This window comes from Citrobacter sp. C1, from assembly GCF_014596895.2.
GTDB classification, from domain to species: domain Bacteria; phylum Pseudomonadota; class Gammaproteobacteria; order Enterobacterales; family Enterobacteriaceae; genus Citrobacter; species Citrobacter gillenii.
The window spans coordinates 3841656-3866551 of record NZ_CP115035.1; the positions used below are offsets into that span (position 1 = coordinate 3841656).

The window sequence follows — 24896 nt, forward strand, 5'->3', positions numbered from 1 at the left end:
GACGGGCTTATGTGCGAATTTCGTGCTAAAAACGCGACGAATTACGCCTGCTGGTTCATCAGTTCGTTGAAGGTAGTGGCTTTTTCAGTCACTTTTGCCTTCGCCAGAACCGCTTCAACAGCCTGCTCTTCCAGAGCGACGTTACGCATGTTTTCCATCAGCTCTTTGTTCTTGCTGTAGAATTCAACCACTTCTTTCGGATCTTCGTAAGCAGAAGCCATCTCTTCGATCAGGCCTTTTACGCGTTCTTCGTCAGCTTTCAGCTCGTTGGTACGAATAACTTCGCCCAGCAGCAGGCCAACAACAACGCGACGCTTAGCCTGTTCTTCGAACAGTTCACGCGGCAGTTCCAGAGCTTGTTTCTCGTTGCCACCGAAACGCTGTGCAGCCTGACGACGCAGAACGTCGATTTCGTTGTCAATCATGGCAACAGGAACGTCGATGTCATTCGCTTTTACCAGACCTTCGATCGCCTGAGACTTAACGCGGTTACGCACGGCGCCTTTCAGCTCGCGTTCCATGTTTTTACGCACTTCAGCACGCAGACCGGCAACAGAACCATCTTCCACGCCGAAACGCTTGATGAATTCTTCAGTCAGTTCTGGCAGTTCACGTTCTTCAACTTTCTTCAGGTTGATAACGAATTTAGCCGCTTTACCTTTCAGGTTTTCAGCGTGGTAGTCTTCCGGGAAGGTCACTTCGATAGTGAACTCTTCGCCAGCTTTGTGACCTTTAACGCCTTCTTCGAAGCCTGGGATCATACGACCCTGACCCATTGCCAGTACGAAGTCAGACGCTTTGCCGCCTTCGAACTCTTCGCCGTCTACAGAACCGGTGAAGTCGATGGTGACACGGTCTTCTGCATCAGCAGCGCCGTCTTTGTCTTTCCAGGTCGCCTGCTGCTTACGCAGGGTGTCCAGCATGACGTCAACGTCAGCGTCGGTGACTTCAACAACCGGTTTTTCAACTTCGATTGCGTCCAGACCCTTCAGCTCAACTTCCGGGTAAACTTCAAACTCTACCGCGTAAGTAAAATCTTCACCCAGTTTGTATTCGCCCGGAACGTAGTTCGGAGAGCCAGCCGGATTAATTTTTTCTTTGATGATTGCATCAACGAAGTGACGGCTCATCAGGTCGCCCAGAACGTCCTGGCGAACAGAAGCGCCATAACGCTGAGCAACAACATTCATCGGTACTTTTCCCTTGCGAAAGCCGTCAATACGCACTTTCTTCGCTACGTTGACCAGCTCGCTTTTCACAGCGTTTTCGATGCTGTCAGCAGCGATAGTAATCGTTACACGGCGGCCAAGGCCTTGAGTGGTTTCAACTGAAACTTGCATCTTGTTACCTCAAAAAATCACAGTGCTCGGTCAACTCTTCTCCGCAAGCACAGGTTGTTGGCTTCGCGGAACCGGGATGTTCTCAAAATCAATCACATTCCCTGTCGTCAGAATCATCCCGAAGACATTCCGAAAAATAAGACGCGCATTATAGCGGCATCACTTTTATGAGTCGAGAACGGTTATCGCGCGTTGCTGCGGCTTTTTTCACAATTCCCGGCTAATTTTTGTCTGAATACTGTACGACTGACTCAGAATTCAGACAAAATAAAACGGCCCGTAGGCCGTTTTCACATAATCTGTAGCAACATACTGGAAAAGCGCCGGTTGTTGCAAATCCGTTTTTCTACGCGATGCTTCCCGCTCCACGACAGGGAGGCGATGCAAAAATCGTGTCCTGCAACGCTTCCCACTCCTTGGTGGTGTAGGTATGCAGGGCTAACGCATGTACGGTTGTGGAGAGTTCCGCCGTTAACGTACTGTAAATCATCCGATGACGATTAAGAAAACGTTCACCTGTAAAGCGATCGCTGACCAGCACAACCTTAAAGTGGCTTTCAGAACCTGCCGGAACATTGTGACGATAGCTTTCATCCACAACTTCGAGGAACACGGGTTGGAACGCTGCCCTTAATTTTTCTTCTATTTGCTCACGAATCATCATGAAATTTTTCCTCCGACAACGCTGAGATGTCACCCATCCCTTTAAATACTAGCCGCTTTTACCGTTTCCATTACACCTTAGCAACAAAAAATTAGCGTTTATCTGATTTTCTCAGCCAAACGAATGAAGTTCACTGATTCAACTGTCCGGTTTATTGCAAAAAGTCCATTTATGGTCTCATCAAAGTAGATAAACGGACAACGCAATGAATTTACATGCGTTACCCACTTCCCCTCGTCTCTGGCAATGTTATGATGGCGGGAATTTTCTCTAACCATAAAATGTAGATCCACTGAGAACCCCTGGCATGTTTAAAAAAATCCTCTTTCCGTTAGTCGCGCTGTTTATGTTAGCTGGATGCGCAACGCCACCGACCACCATTGACGTTTCGCCAAAAATTACCCTGCCGCAGCAGGACCCTAGCCTGATGGGTGTGACCCTCAGCATTAATGGGGCCGATCAGCGTCAGGATCAGGCTCTGGCCAAAGTCACCCGCGACAATCAACTGGTAACGCTGACTGCATCCCGCGATCTGCGTTTCCTGCTGCAAGAAGTGCTGGAAAAACAGATGACCGCACGCGGTTATATGATTGGTCCAAACGGTGCTGTTAACCTGCAAATCATCGTGAGCCAGCTGTACGCCGACGTGTCTCAGGGTAGCGTGCGTTACAACATCGCCACCAAGGCAGACATCGCCATTATTGCTACCGCAGCCAACGGCAACAAGATGACCAAAAACTACCGCGCAAGCTATTCTGTTGAAGGCGCGCTGCAGGCCTCTAACAAAAATATTGCTGATGCCGTTAACAGCGTCCTGACCGATACCATCGCTGATATGTCTCAGGACACCAGCGTTCACGATTTCATCAAGCAGAACGCACGTTAATTTCTGCCCTTATGGCCCGGCGCACGTCGGGCCTAAAGACGCCATGTCCAGTCACTACTTACGTATTTTTCAGCAACCTAAGTCAGCAATTCTGCTGATGCTGGGTTTTGCTTCCGGTTTACCGCTCGCGCTGACCTCCGGTACGCTTCAGGCGTGGATGACGGTCGAGAACATCGATCTTAAAACTATCGGCTTCTTTTCTCTGGTCGGTCAGGCCTACGTCTTTAAGTTCCTCTGGTCCCCTGTGATGGACCGCTACACACCGCCGTTTTTGGGTCGACGTCGAGGCTGGCTGCTGACCACACAGATTTTGCTGCTGGTTTCTATTGCTGCAATGGGTTTTCTGGAGCCAGGCACGCAGTTGCGATGGATGGCAGCACTTGCGGTAGTAATCGCCTTTTGCTCAGCGTCGCAGGATATCGTCTTTGATGCCTGGAAAACGGATGTTTTACCCGCCGAAGAACGCGGCACCGGCGCTGCCATCAGCGTGCTCGGCTACCGCTTAGGGATGCTGGTTTCCGGTGGCCTGGCGCTGTGGATGGCCGATCGCTGGCTTGGCTGGCAGGGCATGTACTGGCTGATGGCGGCCCTGCTGATACCGTGTATTATCGCCACCCTGTTAGCCCCCGAACCCACAGATGCGATTCCGGTCCCTAAAACGCTGGAACAAGCAGTTGCCGCGCCGCTGCGCGATTTCTTTGGCCGTAACAACGCCTGGTTAATCCTACTGCTGATTGTGCTGTATAAGCTTGGCGATGCCTTCGCCATGAGCCTGACCACCACCTTTTTAATCCGCGGCGTCGGATTTGACGCCGGTGAAGTTGGGGTGGTCAATAAAACGCTGGGGCTGCTGGCGACAATTGTTGGCGCACTGTACGGCGGGATCCTGATGCAACGCCTGTCGCTGTTTCGCGCATTGCTGATTTTTGGCATTTTGCAGGGCGCATCGAACGCGGGTTACTGGTTGCTCTCCATTACCGACAAACATATGTTTAGCATGGGTGCGGCAGTATTCTTCGAAAACCTGTGCGGTGGGATGGGGACAGCAGCATTTGTCGCTCTGCTGATGACGCTGTGCAATAAATCCTTCTCCGCAACGCAGTTTGCCCTGCTCTCCGCGCTTTCCGCTGTGGGGCGCGTTTATGTCGGCCCGGTCGCGGGCTGGTTTGTCGAAGCACACGGTTGGCCCACGTTTTATCTGTTCTCCGTCTTTGCCGCGATCCCAGGCCTTATTCTGTTGCTGGTCTGTCGCCAGACGCTGGAACATAGCTGGAAAAACGAAAGTTTTATCCCGCGCACGGCGTTTCGTAGCGCGTACAACCTGGCATTGATGACGCTGGTGGCGGGCTGTTGTTTGCTGGTGGTCTGGCTGTTACTGCTGACAATGAACGCCCTGGATTACACTAACTTCTCCTTCCTGCCGGAACTGCTTGAAGTTGCGGTCGTGGTCGCAGTCTGCGGTGTGGTATTCGGTGGATTGCTGGATTATCTGGCGCTGCGCAAAACGCGTCTGGCGTGATGTTGCACATTTATGCTCTAAATAATTCGAGTTACGGGACAAAAGGCGTGAGCGTTTTGAACAGCGCTTGCGCTGGCCCCGTAGGGGAGAGGCCGAAAGGCCGAATCACGCGGCGACGCAGCAAATCCCCAGGAGCTTACATAAGTAAGTGACAGGGGTGAGCGAGGACAAATTCGTCGGGAACGAATTTGAACGCTGTTCACAGCGCACGTAAGGGTGAGGCCCAGGATGGGCCGAGTTATTGCCAACACACCCGTAGCTTGAAGTATGACGAGCATATTTGGCCGTTGTAATAACTCTGCGTAATTATAACGGCTAAATAAACAACACTTAATGAAAATATTATTTGTTGTTTTGTGCGCCATAGATTTTGGAAATTATTGACGCCTTTTATAAATTCTATTTTCCTTACTCGATTCAGCCAACGCCATTCTATTTTTTGTTCTCTAATTGTCCTTTTAATGATAATCAATTGTTAATTAATTGTTTTATTTTAGCATTGGTTATACCAATTGCCCTTCGCACTGCCCCCGCATGCCCGCTTTCGTTATAACGTGATGTTGCAACAGGTTCTTAAAGTCAACGCGGTATATATTGCAACATATGTGACATGCACGGCAGAACCCGGTAACACAGATCCAATGATGTTTACAGTAATGTAACCTTCCCGTAAAATGCCCTCACACTTTAAACGCCACCCGGTCCCGTGGAATTGAGGTCGTTAAATGAGACTCAGGAAATACAATAAAAGTTTGGGATGGTTGTCATTAATTGCAGGCACTGCATTACTCAGTGGCTGTAATTCTGCGCTGCTTGACCCTAAAGGACAGATTGGTCTGGAACAACGTTCATTGATACTGACGGCATTTGGCCTGATGTTGATCGTCGTTATTCCTGCCATCTTGATGGCTGTTGGTTTTGCCTGGAAGTACCGTGCAAGCAATAAAGATGCGAAGTACAGCCCGAACTGGTCACACTCCAATAAAGTGGAAGCTGTGGTCTGGACGGTGCCTATCTTAATCATCATTTTCCTTGCCGTACTGACCTGGAAAACCACGCACGCGCTTGAGCCAAGCAAACCGCTGGCGCATGACGAGAAGCCCATTACCATCGAAGTGGTTTCCATGGACTGGAAATGGTTCTTCATCTATCCGGAACAGGGTATCGCTACCGTGAATGAAATCGCCTTCCCGGCGAACACTCCGGTTGAATTCAAAGTGACATCCAACTCCGTGATGAACTCCTTCTTTATCCCGCGTCTGGGTAGCCAGATTTATGCCATGGCCGGTATGCAGACTCGACTGCATCTGATCGCCAACGAAGCCGGTACTTATGATGGTATCTCCGCAAGCTACAGCGGACCAGGCTTCTCCGGTATGAAGTTCAAGGCTATCGCAACAAAGGACCGCGCCGAATTCGACCAATGGGTTGCTAAAGCTAAACAGTCCACGAACACCATGAGTGACATGGCAGCGTTCGAGAAAGTGGCTGTACCAAGCGAATACAACCAGGTGGAATATTTCTCCAACGTGAAACCGGATTTGTTTAAAGACGTTATTAACAAATTTATGGCTCACGGTAAGAGCATGGACATGGCCAAACCAGAAGGTGAGCACAGCGCACACGAAGGAATGGAAGGCATGGACATGAGCCACGCGGAATCCGCTCACTAAGGGGCCGAGGAAGAATACGATGTTCGGAAAATTGACACTGGATGCAGTCCCGTTCCATGAACCAATCGTCATGGTTACGATCGCTGCCATTATCATCGGTGGGGCGGCCTTACTGGGCCTCATTACTTACTTCGGTAAGTGGACCTACCTGTGGAAAGAGTGGCTGACTTCGGTTGACCACAAACGTCTTGGCATCATGTATGTCATCGTCGCCATCGTCATGTTGATTCGTGGCTTTGCTGACGCCATCATGATGCGTAGTCAGCAGGCGCTGGCGTCTGCAGGTGAAGCGGGCTTCCTGCCACCTCACCACTACGACCAGATCTTCACGGCTCACGGCGTGATCATGATCTTCTTCGTCGCCATGCCATTTGTTATCGGTCTGATGAACCTGGTGGTTCCGCTGCAGATCGGCGCACGTGACGTTGCCTTCCCCTTCCTGAACAACCTGAGCTTCTGGTTCACCGTTGTCGGCGTTATCCTGGTTAACCTGTCTCTGGGCGTAGGTGAATTCGCACAGACCGGCTGGCTGGCCTATCCGCCGCTCTCGGGAATAGAGTACAGTCCAAGCGTCGGGGTTGATTATTGGATATGGGCGGTGCAGTTGTCCGGTATCGGTACAACCTTAACCGGTATCAACTTCTTTGTGACCATCATCAAGATGCGTGCACCGGGTATGACGATGTTCAAGATGCCGGTATTTACCTGGGCATCTCTGTGCGCCAACATCCTGATTATCGCCTCCTTCCCAATCTTGACGGTTACCGTCGCGTTGCTAACCCTGGATCGCTATCTGGGCACCCATTTCTTTACCAACGATATGGGCGGCAACATGATGATGTACATCAACCTGATTTGGGCCTGGGGCCATCCGGAAGTGTACATTCTGATTCTGCCGGTCTTCGGGGTGTTCTCCGAAATCGCAGCGACCTTCTCGCGTAAACGCCTGTTTGGCTACACCTCGCTGGTGTGGGCAACCGTGTGTATCACCGTTCTGTCGTTCGTTGTTTGGCTGCACCACTTCTTCACCATGGGTGCAGGCGCTAACGTTAACGCCTTCTTCGGTATTACCACCATGATTATCGCCATCCCTACCGGGGTGAAGATCTTCAACTGGCTGTTCACCATGTATCAGGGCCGTATCGTATTCCACTCAGCGATGCTGTGGACGATCGGCTTCATCGTGACCTTCTCAGTCGGCGGTATGACCGGCGTACTGCTGGCGGTTCCGGGTGCGGACTTCGTACTGCACAACAGCCTGTTCCTGATTGCGCACTTCCACAACGTTATCATCGGCGGCGTGGTATTTGGTTGCTTCGCCGGTATGACCTACTGGTGGCCAAAAGCGTTTGGCTACACGCTGAACGAAACCTGGGGCAAACGCGCATTCTGGTTGTGGATCATCGGCTTCTTCGTGGCATTTATGCCGCTGTATGTGCTGGGCTTTATGGGTATGACCCGTCGTCTCAGCCAGCAGATTGACCCGCAGTTCCATCCGATGCTGGTCGTTGCCGCCTGCGGTGCCGCGCTGATTGCACTGGGTATCCTGTGCCAGCTGATTCAGATCTACGTGTCTATTCGCGACCGCGAGCAGAACCGTGACCTGACCGGTGACCCGTGGGGTGGTCGTACGCTGGAGTGGGCAACCTCTTCCCCGCCTCCGTTCTACAACTTTGCCGTTGTGCCACACGTTCACGAGCGTGATGCCTTCTGGGAAATGAAAGAAAAAGGCGAAGCGTATAAGCAACCTACGCACTATGAAGAGATTCATATGCCGAAGAACAGCGGCGCCGGTATCGTCATTACCGCCTTCGCAACACTGTTTGGTTTCGCCATGATCTGGCATATCTGGTGGCTGGCAATTGCAAGCTTCGCAGGCATGATTATCAGCTGGATCGTGAAGAGCTTTGATGAAGACGTGGATTACTACGTGCCGGTCCCGGAAGTCGAAAAACTGGAAAATCAGCATTTCGATGAGATTACTAAGGCAGGGCTGAAAAATGGCAACTGATACTTTAGCGCACGCGAATGCCCACGCGCACGAACACGGGCACCACGATGCAGGTCAGAACAAAATCTTCGGATTTTGGGTCTACCTGATGAGCGACTGCATTCTGTTCTCTATTCTGTTTGCAACCTATGCCGTTCTGGTGAACGGCACCGCAGGTGGCCCAACAGGTAAGGACATTTTTGAGCTGCCGTTCGTCCTGGTAGAGACCTTCCTGCTGTTATTCAGCTCCATTACTTACGGCATGGCGGCGATTGCCATGTACAAGAACAACAAGAGCCAGGTCATTTCCTGGCTGGCGTTGACCTTCTTGTTCGGTGCCGGATTCATCGGGATGGAAATCTATGAATTCCACCACCTGATTGTTAACGATATGGGCCCGGATCGTAGCGGTTTCCTGTCGGCGTTCTTCGCGCTGGTTGGTACGCACGGTCTGCACGTCACTTCCGGTCTTATCTGGATGGCGGTGCTGATGGTGCAAGTTGCCCGTCGCGGCCTGACCAGCACTAACCGTACCCGCATCATGTGCCTGAGCCTGTTCTGGCACTTCCTGGATGTGGTGTGGATCTGCGTGTTCACTGTTGTTTATCTGATGGGGGCGATGTAATGAGTCATTCAAACGTGAGCGGCGGCGCATCCCATGGCAGCGTAAAAACCTACATGACAGGTTTTATCCTGTCTATAATCCTGACGGTCATTCCGTTCTGGATGGTGATGACAGGTTCTGCCTCTCCTGCCGTTATTCTGGGGACTATCCTCATTATGGCAGTGGTACAGATACTGGTTCACCTGGTGTGCTTCCTGCACATGAATAGCAAATCTGATGAAGGTTGGAACATGACGGCCTTTGTCTTTACTGTGCTAATCATCGCCATTCTGGTTGTGGGCTCCATCTGGATTATGTGGAACCTGAACTACAACATGATGATGCACTAAGAGCGGCGATTATGATGTTTAAGCAATACCTGCAAGTAACGAAACCAGGCATCATCTTTGGCAACCTGATCTCGGTGATTGGTGGATTCCTGCTGGCCTCTAAAGGCAGCATTGATTATCCCCTGTTTATCTACACGTTGGTTGGGGTGTCACTGGTTGTGGCGTCGGGTTGTGTATTTAACAACTACATCGACAGGGATATCGACAGGAAGATGGAGAGGACCAAAAACCGTGTGCTGGTTAAAGGTCTGATTTCTCCTGCGGTCTCGCTGGTATACGCCACCTTGCTGGGTATTGCTGGCTTTATGCTGCTGTGGTTTGGCGCGAACCCTCTGGCCTGCTGGCTGGGGGTGATGGGCTTCGTGGTCTATGTTGGCGTGTACAGCCTGTACATGAAACGCCACTCGGTCTACGGTACGCTGATTGGCTCACTCTCCGGCGCTGCGCCGCCGGTGATTGGCTACTGCGCCGTGACGGGGAGCTTTGACAGCGGTGCGCTGATTCTGCTGGCGATTTTCAGCCTGTGGCAGATGCCGCACTCTTACGCCATCGCGATTTTCCGCTTTAAGGATTATCAGGCTGCCAACATTCCGGTACTGCCGGTGGTGAAAGGCATTTCGGTGGCGAAGAACCATATCACGCTGTATATCATCGCCTTTGCTATCGCCACGCTGATGCTGTCTCTGGGCGGTTACGCCGGCTACAAATATCTGGTTGTGGCGGCTGCGGTCAGCGTCTGGTGGTTAGGCATGGCGCTGCGTGGGTACAAAGTGGAAGATGACAGAGTCTGGGCGCGCAAGCTGTTCGGTTTCTCCATCATTGCCATCACCGCGCTTTCCGTGATGATGTCCGTCGACTTTATGGTGCCAAACTCGCAGAACCTGCTGACTTACGTCTGGTAAGTTAATCGTCACATCTTCTATGCCGGATGGCGGCTAACGCCTTATCCGGCCTACAAAAAGCACATTGCTTGTAGGCCGGATAAACGTAACCCCATCAGGCATCTTCCAGTTTATTATTCGTCCAGATTTCAAACAGCCATTTCCCCGCTTCAGCCGACTCAGCAAACATCCTTACAGTTAACGGTAAACGTGTTGCTTCCACTTCTTCCCGTTTAGCTTTGAACCATCTCGTGAATAGTGGCAGATTGTGCCATGGATAATAAGGTTTCCAGTTCACACATGATAAATCGACTTTGAACTCTTTCTCATATCTATCCAGAGCACTGTAGAGATCATCACCGGGGGCATCAAACAGATCTGAGTCGAGTTCTAAAGGAACCTCTTTCCAGTTTTCATCTAAATACCCCGGTATTTCTTCCCTGAACATCAAAAGCACATCATTAGTAATAGTCATTAGTATGATGAAAACCCTTAAATTCAATACTGTTTTCTCGTCCCTTCACGTCGCACCCGCCTTTGATCAGCGCGCCGCCATCGTCATACATCCACATATTGCCCGGAATCGCCATTTTCCCTGTTCCTTATTCCGTAAAAAAAGACCACAAAAAATGTACACTTGAAATTATTGCATGTAAATTAGTTGCCATCGTAACAACAGTTTTTACACCTCTTCACGGCTCCACATATTGTAGTGGTTTACCCCATCCTCTCCCCGCTTTACACTAGGCGCGAAATTAAAACAGAGGTGGGAATGAACGATTATAAAATGACGCCCGGTGAGTTGCGCGCCACCTGGGGTTTAGGGACCGTATTCTCGTTGCGCATGCTTGGCATGTTTATGGTCCTGCCGGTTCTGACCACCTATGGCATGGCGCTGCAGGGCGCCAGCGAAGCGCTGATCGGGCTTGCCATCGGCATTTATGGTCTGGCACAAGCGGTCTTCCAGATCCCCTTCGGCTTGCTTTCCGACCGCATCGGTCGTAAACCGCTTATCGTCGGTGGGCTGGCGATATTCGTTTTCGGTAGCGTGATTGCCGCGCTCTCAGACTCTATCTGGGGAATTATACTCGGACGTGCACTGCAGGGTTCCGGGGCGATTGCCGCCGCAGTGATGGCGCTGCTGTCTGACTTAACCCGCGAACAAAACCGCACAAAAGCGATGGCGTTTATTGGCGTCAGCTTTGGTATCACCTTCGCCATTGCAATGGTGCTTGGGCCGATCGTTACCCACGCGCTGGGATTACATGCGCTGTTCTGGATGATTGCCGCACTGGCAACCACCGGTATCGTACTGACCATTTGGGTGGTTCCCAATAGCACCACCCACGTGCTGAACCGCGAATCGGGCATGGTCAAAGGCAGCTTCAGTAAAGTCCTGGCGGAGCCTAAACTGCTGAAGCTCAATTTTGGCATCATGTGCCTGCATATTTTACTGATGTCCACTTTCGTCGCCCTGCCAGGCCAGCTGGCAAAAGCGGGCTTTCCCGCCGCCGAACACTGGAAGATTTATCTGGTGACGATGCTGCTGTCCTTTGTTTCCGTGGTGCCGTTCATCATCTATGCCGAAGTAAAACGCCGGATGAAGCGGGTATTTGTGTCGTGTGTGGTGCTGATCCTGGCTGCTGAGATTGTCCTGTGGAGCGCTAACATTCGTTTCTGGGGGCTGATTGCAGGTGTTCAGCTCTTCTTCCTCGCCTTTAACCTGATGGAAGCACTTCTCCCCTCGCTCATCAGCAAAGAATCACCGGCGGGTTATAAAGGAACGGCGATGGGCGTTTACTCCACCAGCCAGTTCCTCGGTGTCGCCATCGGGGGTTCACTGGGCGGTTGGGTGGTCGAAATGTTTGATGGTCAGGCGGTATTTTTGGCAGGCGCATTACTGGCTGCAATCTGGTTACTGGTGGCCAGCACGATGAAAGAGCCGCCGTATGTCAGCAGCCTGCGCGTGGAGATCCCCCCTGAGATCGCCGCAGATGACACACTAAAACAGCGACTGCAGGCAAAAGAAGGCGTGAGTGAGGTGTTAATTGTGGCAAAAGAGCATTCTGCCTATGTGAAAATCGACAGCAAAGTGACCAATCGATTTGAAATTGAGCAGGCGATAAGCCAGGCGTGAGGATTGCCGGATGGCGACTATCGCCTTATCCGGCCTACAAATAGCGTGTGCGATCGGTAGGCCTGATAAGCGTAGCGCCATCAGGCAGAACGGCTTAGTCGCGGAAGTTCTTGAACTGGAACGGCTGGCCGAGGTCGCCGCCACGCACCAACGCCATGACGGATTGCAGATCGTCACGCGCTTTGCCGGTCACACGAATTTCTTCGCCCTGAATCTGCGCCTGCACCTTCAGTTTGCTGTCTTTAATCAGCTTGACGATTTTCTTCTGTACCGCGCTTTCAATGCCCTGCTTCAGCTTCGCTTCCACAAACCAGGTTTTTCCGCTGTGCGTAAAGGTTTCCGGTACGTCCAGTGACGTCCCTTCAATCCCGCGCTTCAGCAGCTTGGCGCGCAAAATATCCAGCAACTGATTAACCTGGAAATCAGACTCGCTCAGCACCTTAATGGTCTTATTGGCTTCGTTCAGCTCAAAAGTGGCTTCAACGCCACGAAAATCGAAGCGTGACTCCACTTCGCGGCTCGCGTTATCGACCGCGTTACGCGCTTCCTGAAGATCAACTTCAGAGACAATATCGAAAGATGGCATCTTTTCCTCTCCCTTCGTTTTTGATGCGAAGCATAATACCTGCAAAGTTACTCAACAGACAGCGCTATACTAGGCTGTATCCCCTAATTGTACGTGCCAATGGTAGCGGCGAACAATAATGGGATGCAGACGATATGGATTAGCACCTGGTGCTGTTGCAGGTGAGGAGGATGAATGAGAATTACCGTACTGGGATGCGGAGCCTTAGGGCAGCTTTGGCTTACCGCGCTATGCAAACATGGACATGAGGTTCAAGGGTGGCTACGCGTGCCACAACCTTATTGCAGCGTGAATTTGATTGACACGGATGGGTCAGTTTTTAATGAATCCCTGACGGCAAACGATCCCGACTTTTTGGCAAAAAGCGATCTGTTACTGGTGACGCTGAAAGCCTGGCAGGTTTCTGATGCGGTAAAAAGCCTGGCAACTATTCTGCCAAAGACCACCCCAATTCTGTTGATTCACAACGGAATGGGCACCATTGATGAGCTGCAAAGCATTACGCAACCACTGTTGATAGGCACCACCACGCAGGCCGCTCGCCGTGATGGCAACATCATAATCCATGTGGCGAAAGGAACAACGCGCATCGGCCCGGCGCGTGAACAGGATGGCGATTTCAGTTATCTGGCTGAGATCCTGCAAGAGGTGCTGCCTGACGTTGCCTGGCACGACAACATCCGCGCGGAACTGTGGCGCAAGCTGGCAGTCAATTGCGTTATTAACCCACTCACCGCACTGTGGAACTGCCAAAACGGCGAGTTACGCCAGCATCCTGAAAAAATAGCGCAGATATGCGAGGAAGTGGCGGCGGTTATCGAACGCGAAGGCCACCATACATCCGTGGATGATTTACGCTATTATGTTGAGCAAGTAATTGACAGTACGGCAGAAAATATCTCATCCATGCTGCAGGACATTCGTGCTCTGCGCCATACGGAGATTGACTACATTACCGGTTATTTGTTGAAACGCGCGCGTGCGCACGGCATCGCCGTCCCGGAAAATGCCCACCTGTTTGAAATGGTAAAGCGAAAGGAAAGTGAATATGAGCGCTCAAGCACTGGTATGTCTCGCCCCTGGTAGTGAAGAGACCGAAGCGGTCACCACTATCGACCTGCTGGTTCGAGGCGGGATCCAGGTAACAACCGCCAGCGTAGCCAGCGATGGCGACCTGACGATTGTCTGCTCGCGCGGCGTCAAGTTGCTGGCGGATGCACCGCTGGTTGAAGTCGCCGACGGCGATTACGACATTATCGTGCTGCCCGGCGGTATTAAAGGCGCAGAATGTTTTCGCGACAGCCCGCTGCTGATTGAAACCGTTAAACAGTTTCATCGCTCCGGGCGTATTGTGGCAGCTATATGTGCCACAGCCGCCACCGTGCTGGTTCCGCATGACATTTTCCCCATCGGCAATATGACCGGATTCCCGGCGCTGAAAGACAAAATCCCCGCTGAACAATGGCAGGACAAACGCGTCGTCTGGGATCCGCGCGTCAACCTGCTGACCAGCCAGGGGCCAGGAACATCGATTGATTTTGGCTTAAAAATCATTGATCTGCTGGTCAGTCGCGAAAAGGCTCATGAAGTGGCGTCACAACTGGTGATGCCCGCAGGCATTTATAACTACTACGAGTAACACTTAGGCCACTCCCTCTAAAAGGAACCGTTATGAAAGGATATCTGAGCGGAGTGGTTTTACTGCTCCTTTCCAGCACCACCGCCGCAACCCAGCTTGAAATTAAGAGCCTTGAGTACCGTTATCCCAATAGCACTGAAATGCAGTATCGCGTGCCATGGTTTTCCTCAACGGATAACCCGCAGGTTGCAAAACGCATTAACGATTATATTTTCGCAAGCTTCATCAATCGGTTACCAGGGAATAACCCGCAGGCGACAGTGAATCAGTTTGCGAAATCAGAGATGAATGCCACCGCCAACCTTGACTACACGGTCGAGTATCGCGACGCCAACGTGCTGACCCTGAATATGTTTGCCGAAGGCTGCGGGGCCTATTGCGAGTCGTATAACGTGCCGATGAGCTTCGATTTAGCCAATGGCGCGGCAATTACCCTTAACGATCTCTTTTCTCGCGCCACGATGGCCGAATTAAACACCCGCATCAGAAAAGATATCCGCAGCCAAATTGATACCTTTGTTGCCGCACAGAAATCACAAAAGTCGGAGCCAATAAAAGAGGAAGACGGTGAAGATTTGGGCTATGACGACTTCTACGCCTCATGCGCCACCTACACCGACGGGTTGTACTACATCGACAAATTCTCCCTGCAAAAAGATCATCTGGCTTTCCTGAACGGACGCTGTAGCAACCACGCCAACCGCGCGGGTGATGAACTGGGCGATTTCACAACAAAAATCCCGACCGCAGATCTGCATAATCAGTTCACGCCATACGGCCAGTATCTGACAGGCGCCAAGGGTACAACACCGGTTGAGCCCGCGCCCGGCATCGACGGCAAGGTGATGTACGGCACGCTGGGAAAAAGCCTGCGTATTGTGTTGAAGGTAGACTGCAAATACGGTGATTATTTTGAAGGGGCTTACTTCTACCAGAAATTTGGCGCACCGATTGAATTAACCGGCAAGTGCGACACCGCCAACAATCAACATTATGAACTGAAGACCTCTGACGCAGAACAGGCGCAAGAGAAGATGACGCTGGAATTGAAAGACGGTGTCTATCAAGGCGTCTGGGAGTCGAACGGGAAGACGCTTCCCGTGCGTTTTGAATAATATCGTGATATTGCCGGATGGCGGTGTAAACACCTTATCAGGCCTACAAAGACGTACAGTTTGTAGGACTGATAAGCGCAGCGCCATCAGGCAGAAGTCACTACGGGCGATACACCTTCACGTTTGCAAAACCCTGCTCGCGCAGATACAGCGCCTGCAGGCGGCTCATCACACCGCGTTCACACCACAGCAGCCAGGTTTTATTCTGGTCCAAATCGCCAAAGTGGGTGCTCAGCTTGTAGAACGGCAGCGAAACCACGTCCACGCCTTCCACTTTCAGCGGCTTATCATCCTGTTCATCCACAGAGCGGATGTCCAGAATCACGTCGTTGGGGCCAAAACCGCTCACGGTTTCAACTTCCACCACGGCCTGCTCGGTCTGCTGAGCGATATCGCGGATATCGATATTATTGGCTTCTTCCACCACTTTATCGAGGATGGCAAAATCGAAGTTTTGTTCTTCGGCTTCAATCCTCGCTTTAATGGCTTTTACCGTCGGGCTTTTTGAGATCACACCGCAGTACTCCGGCATGGTTCGAGCAAAGTCTTCGGTACCAATTTCACGCGCCAGATTAATGATGTGTTCTTTATCGTGCGAGATCAGCGGACGCAGGATCAGCGTGTCGGAGACGTTGTCGATCAAACGCAGGTTAGTCAGCGTCTGGCTGGATACCTGCCCAAGCGCCTCACCGGTCACCAGCGCCTGGACGCCGTAGCGCTCGGCCACTTTAGACGCCGCGCGAACCATCATACGCTTGAGGACCACGCCCATCTGGCCATCGTCAACTTTCTCGAGGATCTCACCCACCACCGGTTCAAAATTGATGGCGACAAAACGTACGCGATGCGAACTCCCGAAGCGGTTCCACAGGTAATGCGCCACCTGACGAACGCCGATTTCGTGCGCCGCACCACCGAGGTTAAAGAAGCAGTAGTGCACGCGACAGCCGCGACGCATCAACATATAGCTGGAAACGCCAGAGTCAAAACCGCCGGAAATCAGCGACAGTACGTCTTCCTGGGTGCCAATCGGATAGCCGCCAATACCTTCGTAGCGACCTTTCACCAGCAGCAGTCGGTCGTTTTCGATTTCAAGATTGACGGTCACATCAGGTTTGGTCAGCTTCACGCGCGCGGATTCAATATGTTGATTCAGCCCACCGCCAACATAACGTTCCACTTCAATGGAGCTAAACTCATGCTTACCACGGCGCTTCACGCGCACGCAGAAGGTTTTGCCTTCCAGTTGATCGCGGTACTGCACCAGCGCTTTCTCGAAGATATCGTGCATATCGGTAAACGGCACGTCTTCCACTTCGAGAATATGGTGGATACCCGGAATGCGGGTCAGCGCGTCACGAATATCCAGACGCTGGGTTTCATCTTTGGCGCGAACCTCAACATGGTCCCAGTGGCGGACGACAGCAAGGTCTTCATCATAGTGTTTTAAAACGTTACGGATGTTCCCTGTCAGAATTTTTATAAAGCGCAAACGCACAGATTGGCTTTTGATGGTGATTTCTGGGAACAATTTAATGATAAACTTCATGGCGGCAATGGTTCTTTGGCAAGCATCAAAGGCTTGTATTGGGGAATAATACAGCAGCCCATACCTGCGGCTGCATCCAAGCGCGGAAGTATACCACTACGCGAGCTTCCTGTGCACATTGCGCATTATTTGATAATTGCCCGAAGTCCGTTACCATGGCTTGGGCTGAAAATATTGAGAGTCAGACATTCATTATGCCGAAGAAAAATGAAGCGCCCGCCAGCTTTGAAACAGCGCTGAGCGAGCTGGAACAGATTGTTACCCGTCTGGAAAGCGGCGACCTGCCGCTGGAAGAGGCGCTGAACGAATTCGAACGTGGCGTACAGCTGGCGCGTCAGGGACAGGTTAAGTTGCAACAGGCTGAACAGCGCGTGCAAATCCTGCTGTCTGAGACGGAAGATGCCGCCCTCACGCCTTTTACACCGGATAATGAGTAAATGGATTTTACGCAGCAGCTACAGGCTTGCGTTGAGCAGGCCAACCAGGCACTGAGCCGTTTTATCGCGCCATTGCCCTTTCAGAACACTCCCGTGGTCGAGACCATGCAGTATGGCGCATTATTAGGCGGTAAACGTCTGCGCCCATTCCTGGTATACGCAACCGGTCAGATGTTTGGCGTCAGCCTGAGTACGCTCGACGCTCCCGCCGCGGCGGTTGAGTGCATCCATGCTTATTCGCTGATGCACGATGATTTACCCGCGATGGACGACGACGATCTGCGACGCGGCCTGCCGACCTGCCACGTTAAGTTTGGCGAGGCGAATGCGATTTTAGCGGGTGATGCGCTGCAAACGCTGGCGTTTTCCATTATCAGTGACGCCCCCATGCCGGAGGTCGCCGACCGTGACCGCATCGCCATGATCTCTGAACTGGCTCAGGCCAGCGGTATTGCCGGCATGTGCGGCGGTCAGGCGCTGGATCTGGCGGCTGAAGGCCTCCAGGTTGAGCTGGAGGCGCTGGAGAAAATCCATCGCCATAAAACCGGGGCCTTGATTCGCGCCGCCGTGCGTCTGGGGGCATTAAGTGCCGGAGACCAAGGCCGAAACGTCCTGCCGATACTCGACAAGTACGCCGAAAGCATCGGTCTGGCGTTCCAGGTTCAGGATGACATACTGGATGTGGTAGGCGATACTGCAACATTGGGTAAACGTCAGGGTGCCGACCAGCAGCTTGGCAAAAGTACCTATCCTGCACTTCTGGGTCTTGAGCAAGCCCGGAATAAAGCCCGGGATTTAATCGAGGATGCCCGCCAGTCGCTCAGTCTGCTGGCCGCACAGTCACTCGATACCTCGGCACTGGAAGCGCTAGCGGACTACATAATCCAGCGTGATAAATAAACCAACATATCCGATGAGCTTGCGATGAGTTTTGATATAGCCAAATACCCGACCCTGGCGCTGGTCGACTCCACCCAGGAGTTACGCCTGCTGCCAAAAGAGAGCCTGCCCAAGCTTTGCGACGAACTGCGCCGCTATTTGCTCGACAGCGTGAGCCGTTCCAGCGGGCATTTTGCCTCCGGTCTGGGCACGGTGGAGCTGACCGTCGCGCTGCACTACGTCTACAACACCCCGTTTGACCAGTTAATCTGGGATGTGGGACATCAGGCGTACCCGCACAAAATTCTGACGGGGCGCCGCGATAAAATCGGCACCATCCGCCAAAAAGGTGGCCTGCATCCGTTCCCCTGGCGTGGCGAGAGCGAGTATGACGTTTTAAGCGTCGGACACTCCTCCACCTCCATCAGCGCCGGTATTGGCATTGCGGTTGCCGCCGAGAAAGAAGGCAAAGAACGCCGTACCGTTTGCGTGATTGGCGACGGTGCCATCACTGCCGGCATGGCGTTTGAAGCCATGAACCACGCGGGCGATATTAAGCCCGACATGCTGGTTATCCTGAACGACAACGAAATGTCGATTTCAGAAAACGTCGGCGCGCTGAACAACCACCTGGCACAACTGCTCTCCGGCAAACTGTATTCCTCATTGCGTGAAGGCGGGAAGAAAGTCTTCTCCGGCGTGCCGCCGATAAAAGAGCTGCTTAAACGTACCGAAGAACACATTAAAGGCATGGTGGTGCCGGGTACGCTGTTTGAAGAATTGGGCTTTAACTACATCGGCCCGGTAGACGGTCACGACGTGCTGGGACTGATCACCACGCTGAAGAACATGCGCGACCTGAAAGGCCCGCAATTCCTGCACATCATGACCAAAAAGGGTCGTGGCTATGAGCCTGCAGAAAAAGACCCAATCACGTTCCATGCGGTACCCAAATTCGATCCGTCCAGCGGATGTCTGCCGAAAAGCAGCGGCGGCCTGCCGAGCTACTCCAAAATCTTCGGCGACTGGCTGTGCGAAACGGCGGCCAAAGACAACAAGCTGATGGCGATCACCCCGGCCATGCGTGAAGGTTCCGGTATGGTGGAGTTTTCGCGTAAATTCCCGGACCGCTACTTCGACGTGGCGATTGCCGAGCAGCATGCGGTGACCTTTGCTGCCGGACTGGCAATTGGCGGCTATAAGCCGGTGGTCGCGATTTACTCCACCTTCCTGCAACGCGCTTACGATCAGGTGCTGCATGATGTCGCCATTCAGAAACTGCCGGTCCTGTTCGCCGTGGATCGCGCGGGGATCGTGGGCGCAGATGGACAAACCCACCAGGGCGCGTTCGATCTTTCTTTCCTGCGCTGCATCCCGGAGATGGTCATTATGACCCCGAGCGATGAAAACGAATGCCGCCAGATGCTGTTTACCGGTTATCACTACACTAACGGCCCGGCCGTGGTGCGCTACCCGCGCGGTAATGCGGTTGGTGTTGAGCTGACACCGCTGGAAAAATTACCTATTGGTAAAGGCATCGTGAAGCGTCACGGGACAAAAGTGGCAATCCTTAACTTCGGCACCCTGATGCCAGAAGCCGCTCAGGTTGCGGAATCGCTGAACGCCACGTTGGTCGATATGCGCTTTGTCAAACCACTGGACGAAACGTTGATTCTGGAGATGGCGGCCCGTCACGAGGTGCTGGTTACGCTGGAAGAAAACGCCATTATGGGCGGCGCGGGCAGCGGTGTAAACGAAGTGCTGATGGCGCATCGTAAGCCGGTTCCGGTGCTTAACATTGGTCTGCCTGACTTCTTCATCCCACAGGGGACACAGGACGAAGCGCGCGCCGATCTCGGTCTTGATGCCGCCGGCATTGAGGCCAAAATCAAGGCCTGGCTGGCATAATCCCCTCCCCGCTCCTGCTATGCTTAATGATTAACACGCTAAGCAGGAGCGGAATATGCAATACAACCCCTTAGGAAAAACTGACCTTCGGGTTTCTCGCCTTTGTCTGGGCTGCATGACGTTTGGCGAGCCCAATCGCGGCAATCACGCCTGGACGCTGCCGGAAGAAAGCAGTCGCCCAATTATCAAACATGCTCTTGAAGGCGGTATTAACTTTTTTGATACTGCCAATAGCTACTCCGCTGGCAGCAGTGAAGAAATTGTCGGTCGCGCCCTGCGTGACTTCGCCCGCCGCGACGAGGTGGTGGTCGCCACAAAAGTATTTCACCAGGTAGATGATTTAGCGGAAGGGTTATCCCGGGCGCAAATCCTGCGTTCTATCGACGACAGCCTGACTCGCCTTGGCATGGACTATGTCGATATCCTGCAAATTCACCGCTGGGATTACAACACGCCTATCGAAGAAACCCTGGAAGCGCTCAACGACGTGGTGAAATCCGGCAAAGCACGCTATATCGGCGCCTCTTCGATGCACGCCTCCCAGTTTGCGCAGGCTCTGGCCTTGCAGAAACAACACGGCTGGGCACAGTTTGTCAGCATGCAGGATCACTACAACCTTATCTACCGTGAAGAAGAACGCGACATGCTGCCGCTGTGCTACCAGGAAGGCGTGGCGGTGATCCCGTGGAGCCCACTGGCGCGGGGACGTCTGACGCGCCCCTGGGGTGAAACGACCGCGCGCGTTGTGTCGGATGAAGTCGGCAAAAATCTGTACCGCGAGAGTGATGAAAACGACGCGAGAATAGCGGAACGGTTAACCGGGGTGAGTGAGGAAATCGGCGCTTCGCGCGCGCAGGTAGCGCTGGCGTGGCTGCTGAGCAAACCGGGCGTCGCTGCGCCCATAATTGGCGCCTCGCGCGAAGAACAGCTGGATGAGTTGCTCAACGCGGTCGATTTAACGCTAAAACCGGAACAGATTGCCGAACTGGAAATGCCGTACAAACAGCATCCGGTGGTGGGATTTAAATAATCTGGTATTGCCCGATGGCGCTGCGCTTATCGGGCCTACAACATAACCCAGGGAAGGATTAAATAATGCCAAGCGGCCAGTGATGCCCGATAAAATAGAGGATCCCTGCGGAAAGTATCCCCGCCACAATATCGTCGATCATAATCCCCGTACCGCCATGCACGTTACGATCGAACCAGCGGATCGGCCAGGGCTTCCACATATCCAGAATGCGGAAAATCACAAATCCGGCGGCGACCCACTGCCAGTCGAGTGTCGGCAGAGCCATCAGGGTTATCCACATCCCGACAAACTCATCCCAGACGATACTGCCGTGATCGTGTACACCCATATCTTTCGCCGTTTGATGGCACAGATAGACACCGATACAAATAGCCAGCATGACGACCAGTGAATACAGCTGCCACGGCAGAAACGTCATCAAATACCAAAATGGGATCGCCGCCAGCGATCCCATGGTACCGGGTATAATTGGACTTAATCCGCTGCCGAATCCGGTGGCCAACAGGTGCCACGGATTACGCATACTCAAACGGCTTTTTGCGACATCTTTTTTAAGGCGCAGCAAAATGGTCATATCCTTTCCAGTCAAACGTGACAGGCTTACCGTCACGCGTAAAGTGCATCCCTTCCACGTCCGCACTCATCTGCCCAATGCAGGTAAATGATACGCCAAGATGCCCCAGCGCGACGTCCAGTGCACCACGGTTTATTTCCGGTACGGTAAAGCATAACTCATAATCTTCACCACCTGAGAGCGCCCAGCGCAGCGCCTGCTCCGGCTCAACGTGCTGGGAAAATGCCGTGGAATACGGTAACGCATCGACATTAACGCGTGCGCCGCAGCCGCTGGCATTAACGATATGTCCGAGATCGGAAATCAGACCGTCGGAAAGATCGATAGCCGCACTGGCCAGGTCGCGCAGGGCCTGCCCCTGTAAAATTCTCGGCGTGGGGCGCAGGTGACGTTTAAGCAGGTACTCCGCGTCCTTGGCATCTGTTACCTGCAATCGGTTTTGCAGAATAGCCAAACCGGCAGCGCTGTCGCCCGGCGTACCGGTAACGTAAATCCAGTCACCTGGCTTCGCACCCGAGCGTTTTAAGGCTCGCCCGACCGGGACGTAGCCATGGATACCCAACGTCATCGACAGTGGCCCACGCGTGGTATCACCGCCAATCAGCTGCATATCATAGTAATTAAGGAGTTCAAACAGGCTGTCACTGAAGGCTTCGAGCCAGGATTCATCAACGTCAGGTAACGTGAGCGCCAGCGTCAGCCATGCCGGGTCAGCTCCCATCGCCGCCAGATCGCTTAAATTAACCGCCAGCGCTTTCCAGGCCAGGTCCGTTGGATCAATATCGGGAAGGAAGTGATTGCCTGCCACTAGCGTGTCGGTGCTGATCGCCAGCGTTTGTTTTTCAGGGATGTTCAGGAGTGCACAATCGTCACCAATGCCGGTTTCGACGTCAAGACGAGAGCTTCTAACACGGTCAAAATAACGGGCAATCAGGGAGAATTCGCCACATGCCATACGTTATGCCTCAGCAGGAAAAAAGAAAAGGCCGGCGACAGCGGAAATAGATTCCACCATCCTGCCGGCCTGGCGATCACTTTTTGTTGGGGCGAATCGCAGGTGCTGCTTTATCCAGTACGCCGTTGACGAACTTGTGGCTATCTTCGGCACCGAAGGTTTTCGCCAGTTCAATCGCTTCGTTGATGGCCACTTTATACGGCACATCACTACGTTTAGACAGTTCAAACAGTGCAATACGCAGTACGGCTTTCTCTACCTGACCCAGCTCTTCCAGCAGACGAGACAGGTAAGGCTTCATCAGACCATCCAGGTACGCGCTGTTAGTCGCCACCCCGGACAGCAGTTCACGAAAATACAGGACGTCGACATCTTTCACGTCCTGTTCCGCCAGGAACTGGTATTCAACATCAGAGATGTCGTTCTGGGACAACTGCCAGGAGTAGAGCGCCTGGACGGCACACTCACGGGCGCGGCGACGAGCAGCAGGTTTCACGGATTTCCCCTTACAAAAATCAGGCCTTAATGGCTTTCAATACATTAATCATTTCAAGCGCGGTCAGTGCAGCTTCTGCGCCTTTATTACCGGCTTTCGTGCCAGCACGTTCGATGGCTTGTTCAATACTTTCGGTGGTCAGAACACCGAAGGCTACCGGAATACCGCTGTCCTGAGCGACGTGCGCCAGGCCATTGCTTGCACCGCCAGCCACATATTCGAAGTGTGCGGTACCGCCACGGATAACTGTACCCAGCGCAATCACCGCGTCATATTTACCGGTTTTCGCCAGTGCATCAGCTGCCAGCGGCAGCTCATACGCGCCTGGAACCCAAACGACGGTAATGTTTTCATCTTTAACCTGGCCAATACGCTTCAGGGCGTCGATAGCACCTTCCAGCAGGCTGTCATTGATAAAGTTGTTGAAACGCGCAATGGTGATGGCGACGCGAGCGTCCGGAGTAGCAACGTTAGCTTCAATAATGTTCATATTCTTCCTTCGGATTCACTAGACCCCGCAGGGGGGCGGATTTTATCATAATAATCTGTGCGCTGCTTCCCTTTCGAACCGGGAGATCATGCGCTCACTAAATGCAGGCAAACGTCCGGACCTACATGGCGTATCTCGTTGAATTTGAAATGGGGGGCATCGGCCAGTTTCTCAAGGCCTGGCAGCACACATAATCCTCGCGCGTCACTGCCTAACAGTTTAGGCGCAACATAGACGATTAGCTCATCCACCACCCCAGCCTGCAATAATGCGCCTGCAAGCGTTGGGCCAGCCTCAACCCAAATACTGTTAATTTGCTGCTTGCCCAGTTGCATCATCAACACCACCAGATCCAGATTGCCGTTATGCTCCGGCACATTCAGCGTGCGAACACTCTCCGGCCAGATACGCGAATCGTCGCTGCTACGCGCAATCCAGGTTTCTCCCGGCTGCTGCACAATACGATGTTCAGGTGTGACCTGGTTTTGACGATCGAGAACAATGCGGATTGGCTGACGCAGGTTTTCCTGCGGATACAGCGCCTGGGTCGATTCATCAAGATCCGACCAACGGACGGTAAGCTGGGGGTCGTCAGCCAGCACCGTGGCGCTGCTGGTTAAAATAGCATGGCTTTGCGCACGCAGGCGCTGAACGTCGCGACGTGCCTGTGGTGAGGTTATCCACTGGCTTTCGCCGCTGGCCATCGCCGTACGGCCGTCAAGCGATGCGCCGAGCTTAAGCTGAACATACGGAAATCCGGTGCGCATCCGCTTGAGAAAACCTTTATTCAGCTGTTCGACGTCGTTCATCATCATGCCGTGGCTGACATCAATACCGGCCTGCTGCAAGCGGTAAAGTCCACGCCCCGCCACCTGCGGGTTAGGATCCTGCATCGCAGCAACAACACGCGTCACGCCCGCAGCAATCAGCGCATCGCAGCACGGCGGCGTACGCCCGTGATGACTGCACGGTTCGAGCGTGACGTAGGCGGTTGCCCCCTGCGCTTTAACACCGGCCATACGCAGCGCATGGACCTCGGCATGGGGTTCGCCCGCGCGGTGATGGTATCCTTCACCGACGATTTCCCCGTCTTTAACAATGACACAGCCCACGTTGGGATTAGGGTGGGTCGTGAAACGTCCACGCGCGGCCAGCTTCAGCGCTCGCGCCATGTACAACTCATCCTGCATG

The 24896-nt window shown here is 53.0% G+C and carries 25 protein-coding genes and 1 pseudogene; 15 read left to right on the forward strand and 11 right to left on the reverse strand.

Features of this window, described 5'->3' with window-relative positions; all coding sequences use genetic code 11:
- Positions 1–41: 41 nt before the first annotated feature.
- Entirely contained in the window at positions 42–1340 is a 1299-nt protein-coding gene (gene tig / locus IB214_RS18560; protein WP_096758065.1) for a trigger factor, read from the reverse strand.
- A 346-nt stretch (positions 1341–1686) separates the two neighbouring features.
- A complete protein-coding gene (bolA, locus tag IB214_RS18565) occupies positions 1687–2004 on the reverse strand; it encodes a transcriptional regulator BolA (protein WP_096758066.1) in 318 nt (105 codons plus the stop codon).
- Between the two features lie 307 nt (positions 2005–2311).
- Between bolA and IB214_RS18570 the strand changes: the two genes are divergently transcribed.
- The 7 genes from IB214_RS18570 to cyoE all read left to right on the forward strand — a co-directional run bounded on the left by IB214_RS18570 (position 2312) and on the right by cyoE (position 9928).
- Positions 2312–2890 carry a lipoprotein gene (locus IB214_RS18570; RefSeq protein ID WP_096758067.1) on the forward strand — a complete coding sequence of 193 codons (579 nt, stop codon included), beginning with the start codon at positions 2312–2314 and terminating at the stop codon, positions 2888–2890.
- Positions 2891–2933: 43 nt separating this feature from the next.
- The gene (gene ampG, locus IB214_RS18575) at positions 2934–4409 is read left to right on the forward strand and encodes a muropeptide MFS transporter AmpG (RefSeq protein ID WP_117342119.1); all 1476 of its coding nucleotides are present in this window, start codon (positions 2934–2936) and stop codon (positions 4407–4409) included.
- Between the two features lie 725 nt (positions 4410–5134).
- A complete protein-coding gene (gene cyoA, locus IB214_RS18580; RefSeq protein ID WP_115259235.1) occupies positions 5135–6082 on the forward strand; it encodes a cytochrome o ubiquinol oxidase subunit II in 948 nt (315 codons plus the stop codon).
- Between the two features lie 19 nt (positions 6083–6101).
- Complete coding sequence (gene cyoB, locus IB214_RS18585; protein ID WP_096758070.1) at positions 6102–8093, forward strand: cytochrome o ubiquinol oxidase subunit I; 1992 nt, start codon at positions 6102–6104, stop codon at positions 8091–8093.
- On the forward strand, positions 8083–8697 hold the full coding sequence (locus tag IB214_RS18590; RefSeq protein ID WP_096758071.1) for a cytochrome o ubiquinol oxidase subunit III: 615 nt from the start codon (positions 8083–8085) through the stop codon (positions 8695–8697). The genes cyoB and IB214_RS18590 overlap by 11 nt, the downstream gene beginning before the upstream one ends.
- Positions 8697–9026, forward strand: a complete 330-nt coding sequence (locus IB214_RS18595) for a cytochrome o ubiquinol oxidase subunit IV (protein WP_096758072.1) — start codon at positions 8697–8699, stop codon at positions 9024–9026. The genes IB214_RS18590 and IB214_RS18595 overlap by 1 nt, the downstream gene beginning before the upstream one ends.
- Before the next feature lie 11 nt (positions 9027–9037).
- Positions 9038–9928 carry a heme o synthase gene (cyoE, locus tag IB214_RS18600; protein ID WP_096758073.1) on the forward strand — a complete coding sequence of 297 codons (891 nt, stop codon included), beginning with the start codon at positions 9038–9040 and terminating at the stop codon, positions 9926–9928.
- Positions 9929–10022: 94 nt separating this feature from the next.
- Here the strand turns inward: cyoE and IB214_RS18605 are convergent, their stop codons facing one another.
- Positions 10023–10382, reverse strand: coding sequence for a DUF1493 family protein (locus IB214_RS18605; RefSeq protein WP_117342118.1), 360 nt, complete (start codon positions 10380–10382; stop codon positions 10023–10025).
- Positions 10383–10386: 4 nt separating this feature from the next.
- Positions 10387–10497, reverse strand: a pseudogene (locus IB214_RS18610) (type VI secretion system tube protein Hcp); the annotation flags it as partial.
- A 182-nt stretch (positions 10498–10679) separates the two neighbouring features.
- Here IB214_RS18610 and IB214_RS18615 point away from each other — a divergent pair.
- Positions 10680–12044 (forward strand): MFS transporter, encoded by a 1365-nt coding sequence (locus IB214_RS18615; RefSeq protein ID WP_115259237.1) that lies wholly within the window; start codon positions 10680–10682, stop codon positions 12042–12044.
- Positions 12045–12138: 94 nt separating this feature from the next.
- Here IB214_RS18615 and IB214_RS18620 read toward each other — a convergent pair whose 3' ends face one another.
- Positions 12139–12630, reverse strand: coding sequence for a YajQ family cyclic di-GMP-binding protein (locus tag IB214_RS18620; protein ID WP_096758076.1), 492 nt, complete (start codon positions 12628–12630; stop codon positions 12139–12141).
- Positions 12631–12804: 174 nt separating this feature from the next.
- On the opposite strand from IB214_RS18620, the gene panE reads away from it, so the two are divergent.
- The 3 genes from panE to IB214_RS18635 are packed head-to-tail and all read left to right on the forward strand — an operon-like array spanning position 12805 to position 15384.
- Entirely contained in the window at positions 12805–13716 is a 912-nt protein-coding gene (gene panE, locus IB214_RS18625) for a 2-dehydropantoate 2-reductase (protein ID WP_117342117.1), read from the forward strand.
- Complete coding sequence (yajL, locus tag IB214_RS18630) at positions 13679–14269, forward strand: protein deglycase YajL (RefSeq protein ID WP_117342116.1); 591 nt, start codon at positions 13679–13681, stop codon at positions 14267–14269. The genes panE and yajL overlap by 38 nt, the downstream gene beginning before the upstream one ends.
- Positions 14270–14301: 32 nt before the next feature.
- Positions 14302–15384 (forward strand): hypothetical protein, encoded by a 1083-nt coding sequence (locus IB214_RS18635; RefSeq protein ID WP_117342115.1) that lies wholly within the window; start codon positions 14302–14304, stop codon positions 15382–15384.
- Between the two features lie 100 nt (positions 15385–15484).
- Here the strand turns inward: IB214_RS18635 and thiI are convergent, their stop codons facing one another.
- Positions 15485–16933 (reverse strand): tRNA uracil 4-sulfurtransferase ThiI, encoded by a 1449-nt coding sequence (gene thiI / locus IB214_RS18640; protein ID WP_117342114.1) that lies wholly within the window; start codon positions 16931–16933, stop codon positions 15485–15487.
- A 194-nt stretch (positions 16934–17127) separates the two neighbouring features.
- Between thiI and xseB the strand changes: the two genes are divergently transcribed.
- The 4 genes from xseB to IB214_RS18660 are packed head-to-tail and all read left to right on the forward strand — an operon-like array spanning position 17128 to position 21187.
- Entirely contained in the window at positions 17128–17370 is a 243-nt protein-coding gene (xseB, locus tag IB214_RS18645) for an exodeoxyribonuclease VII small subunit (RefSeq protein WP_096759458.1), read from the forward strand.
- Positions 17371–18270, forward strand: a complete 900-nt coding sequence (gene ispA / locus IB214_RS18650; protein WP_115259240.1) for a (2E,6E)-farnesyl diphosphate synthase — start codon at positions 17371–17373, stop codon at positions 18268–18270.
- Between the two features lie 24 nt (positions 18271–18294).
- The gene (gene dxs / locus IB214_RS18655) at positions 18295–20157 is read left to right on the forward strand and encodes a 1-deoxy-D-xylulose-5-phosphate synthase (RefSeq protein WP_115259241.1); all 1863 of its coding nucleotides are present in this window, start codon (positions 18295–18297) and stop codon (positions 20155–20157) included.
- Positions 20158–20212: 55 nt separating this feature from the next.
- Positions 20213–21187 (forward strand): aldo/keto reductase, encoded by a 975-nt coding sequence (locus IB214_RS18660; RefSeq protein WP_117342113.1) that lies wholly within the window; start codon positions 20213–20215, stop codon positions 21185–21187.
- A gap of 58 nt (positions 21188–21245) precedes the next feature.
- Here the strand turns inward: IB214_RS18660 and pgpA are convergent, their stop codons facing one another.
- From pgpA to ribD, 5 genes are all read right to left on the reverse strand, one after another.
- Positions 21246–21764 carry a phosphatidylglycerophosphatase A gene (pgpA, locus tag IB214_RS18665; protein ID WP_096758084.1) on the reverse strand — a complete coding sequence of 173 codons (519 nt, stop codon included), beginning with the start codon at positions 21762–21764 and terminating at the stop codon, positions 21246–21248.
- On the reverse strand, positions 21742–22719 hold the full coding sequence (thiL, locus tag IB214_RS18670; protein WP_096758085.1) for a thiamine-phosphate kinase: 978 nt from the start codon (positions 22717–22719) through the stop codon (positions 21742–21744). The genes pgpA and thiL overlap by 23 nt, the downstream gene beginning before the upstream one ends.
- Positions 22720–22795: 76 nt before the next feature.
- Complete coding sequence (gene nusB, locus IB214_RS18675) at positions 22796–23215, reverse strand: transcription antitermination factor NusB (protein WP_096758086.1); 420 nt, start codon at positions 23213–23215, stop codon at positions 22796–22798.
- A 19-nt stretch (positions 23216–23234) separates the two neighbouring features.
- Positions 23235–23705, reverse strand: coding sequence for a 6,7-dimethyl-8-ribityllumazine synthase (gene ribE, locus IB214_RS18680; RefSeq protein WP_003021575.1), 471 nt, complete (start codon positions 23703–23705; stop codon positions 23235–23237).
- An 86-nt stretch (positions 23706–23791) separates the two neighbouring features.
- A complete protein-coding gene (ribD, locus tag IB214_RS18685) occupies positions 23792–24895 on the reverse strand; it encodes a bifunctional diaminohydroxyphosphoribosylaminopyrimidine deaminase/5-amino-6-(5-phosphoribosylamino)uracil reductase RibD (protein ID WP_117342112.1) in 1104 nt (367 codons plus the stop codon).
- Position 24896 lies beyond the last annotated feature (1 nt).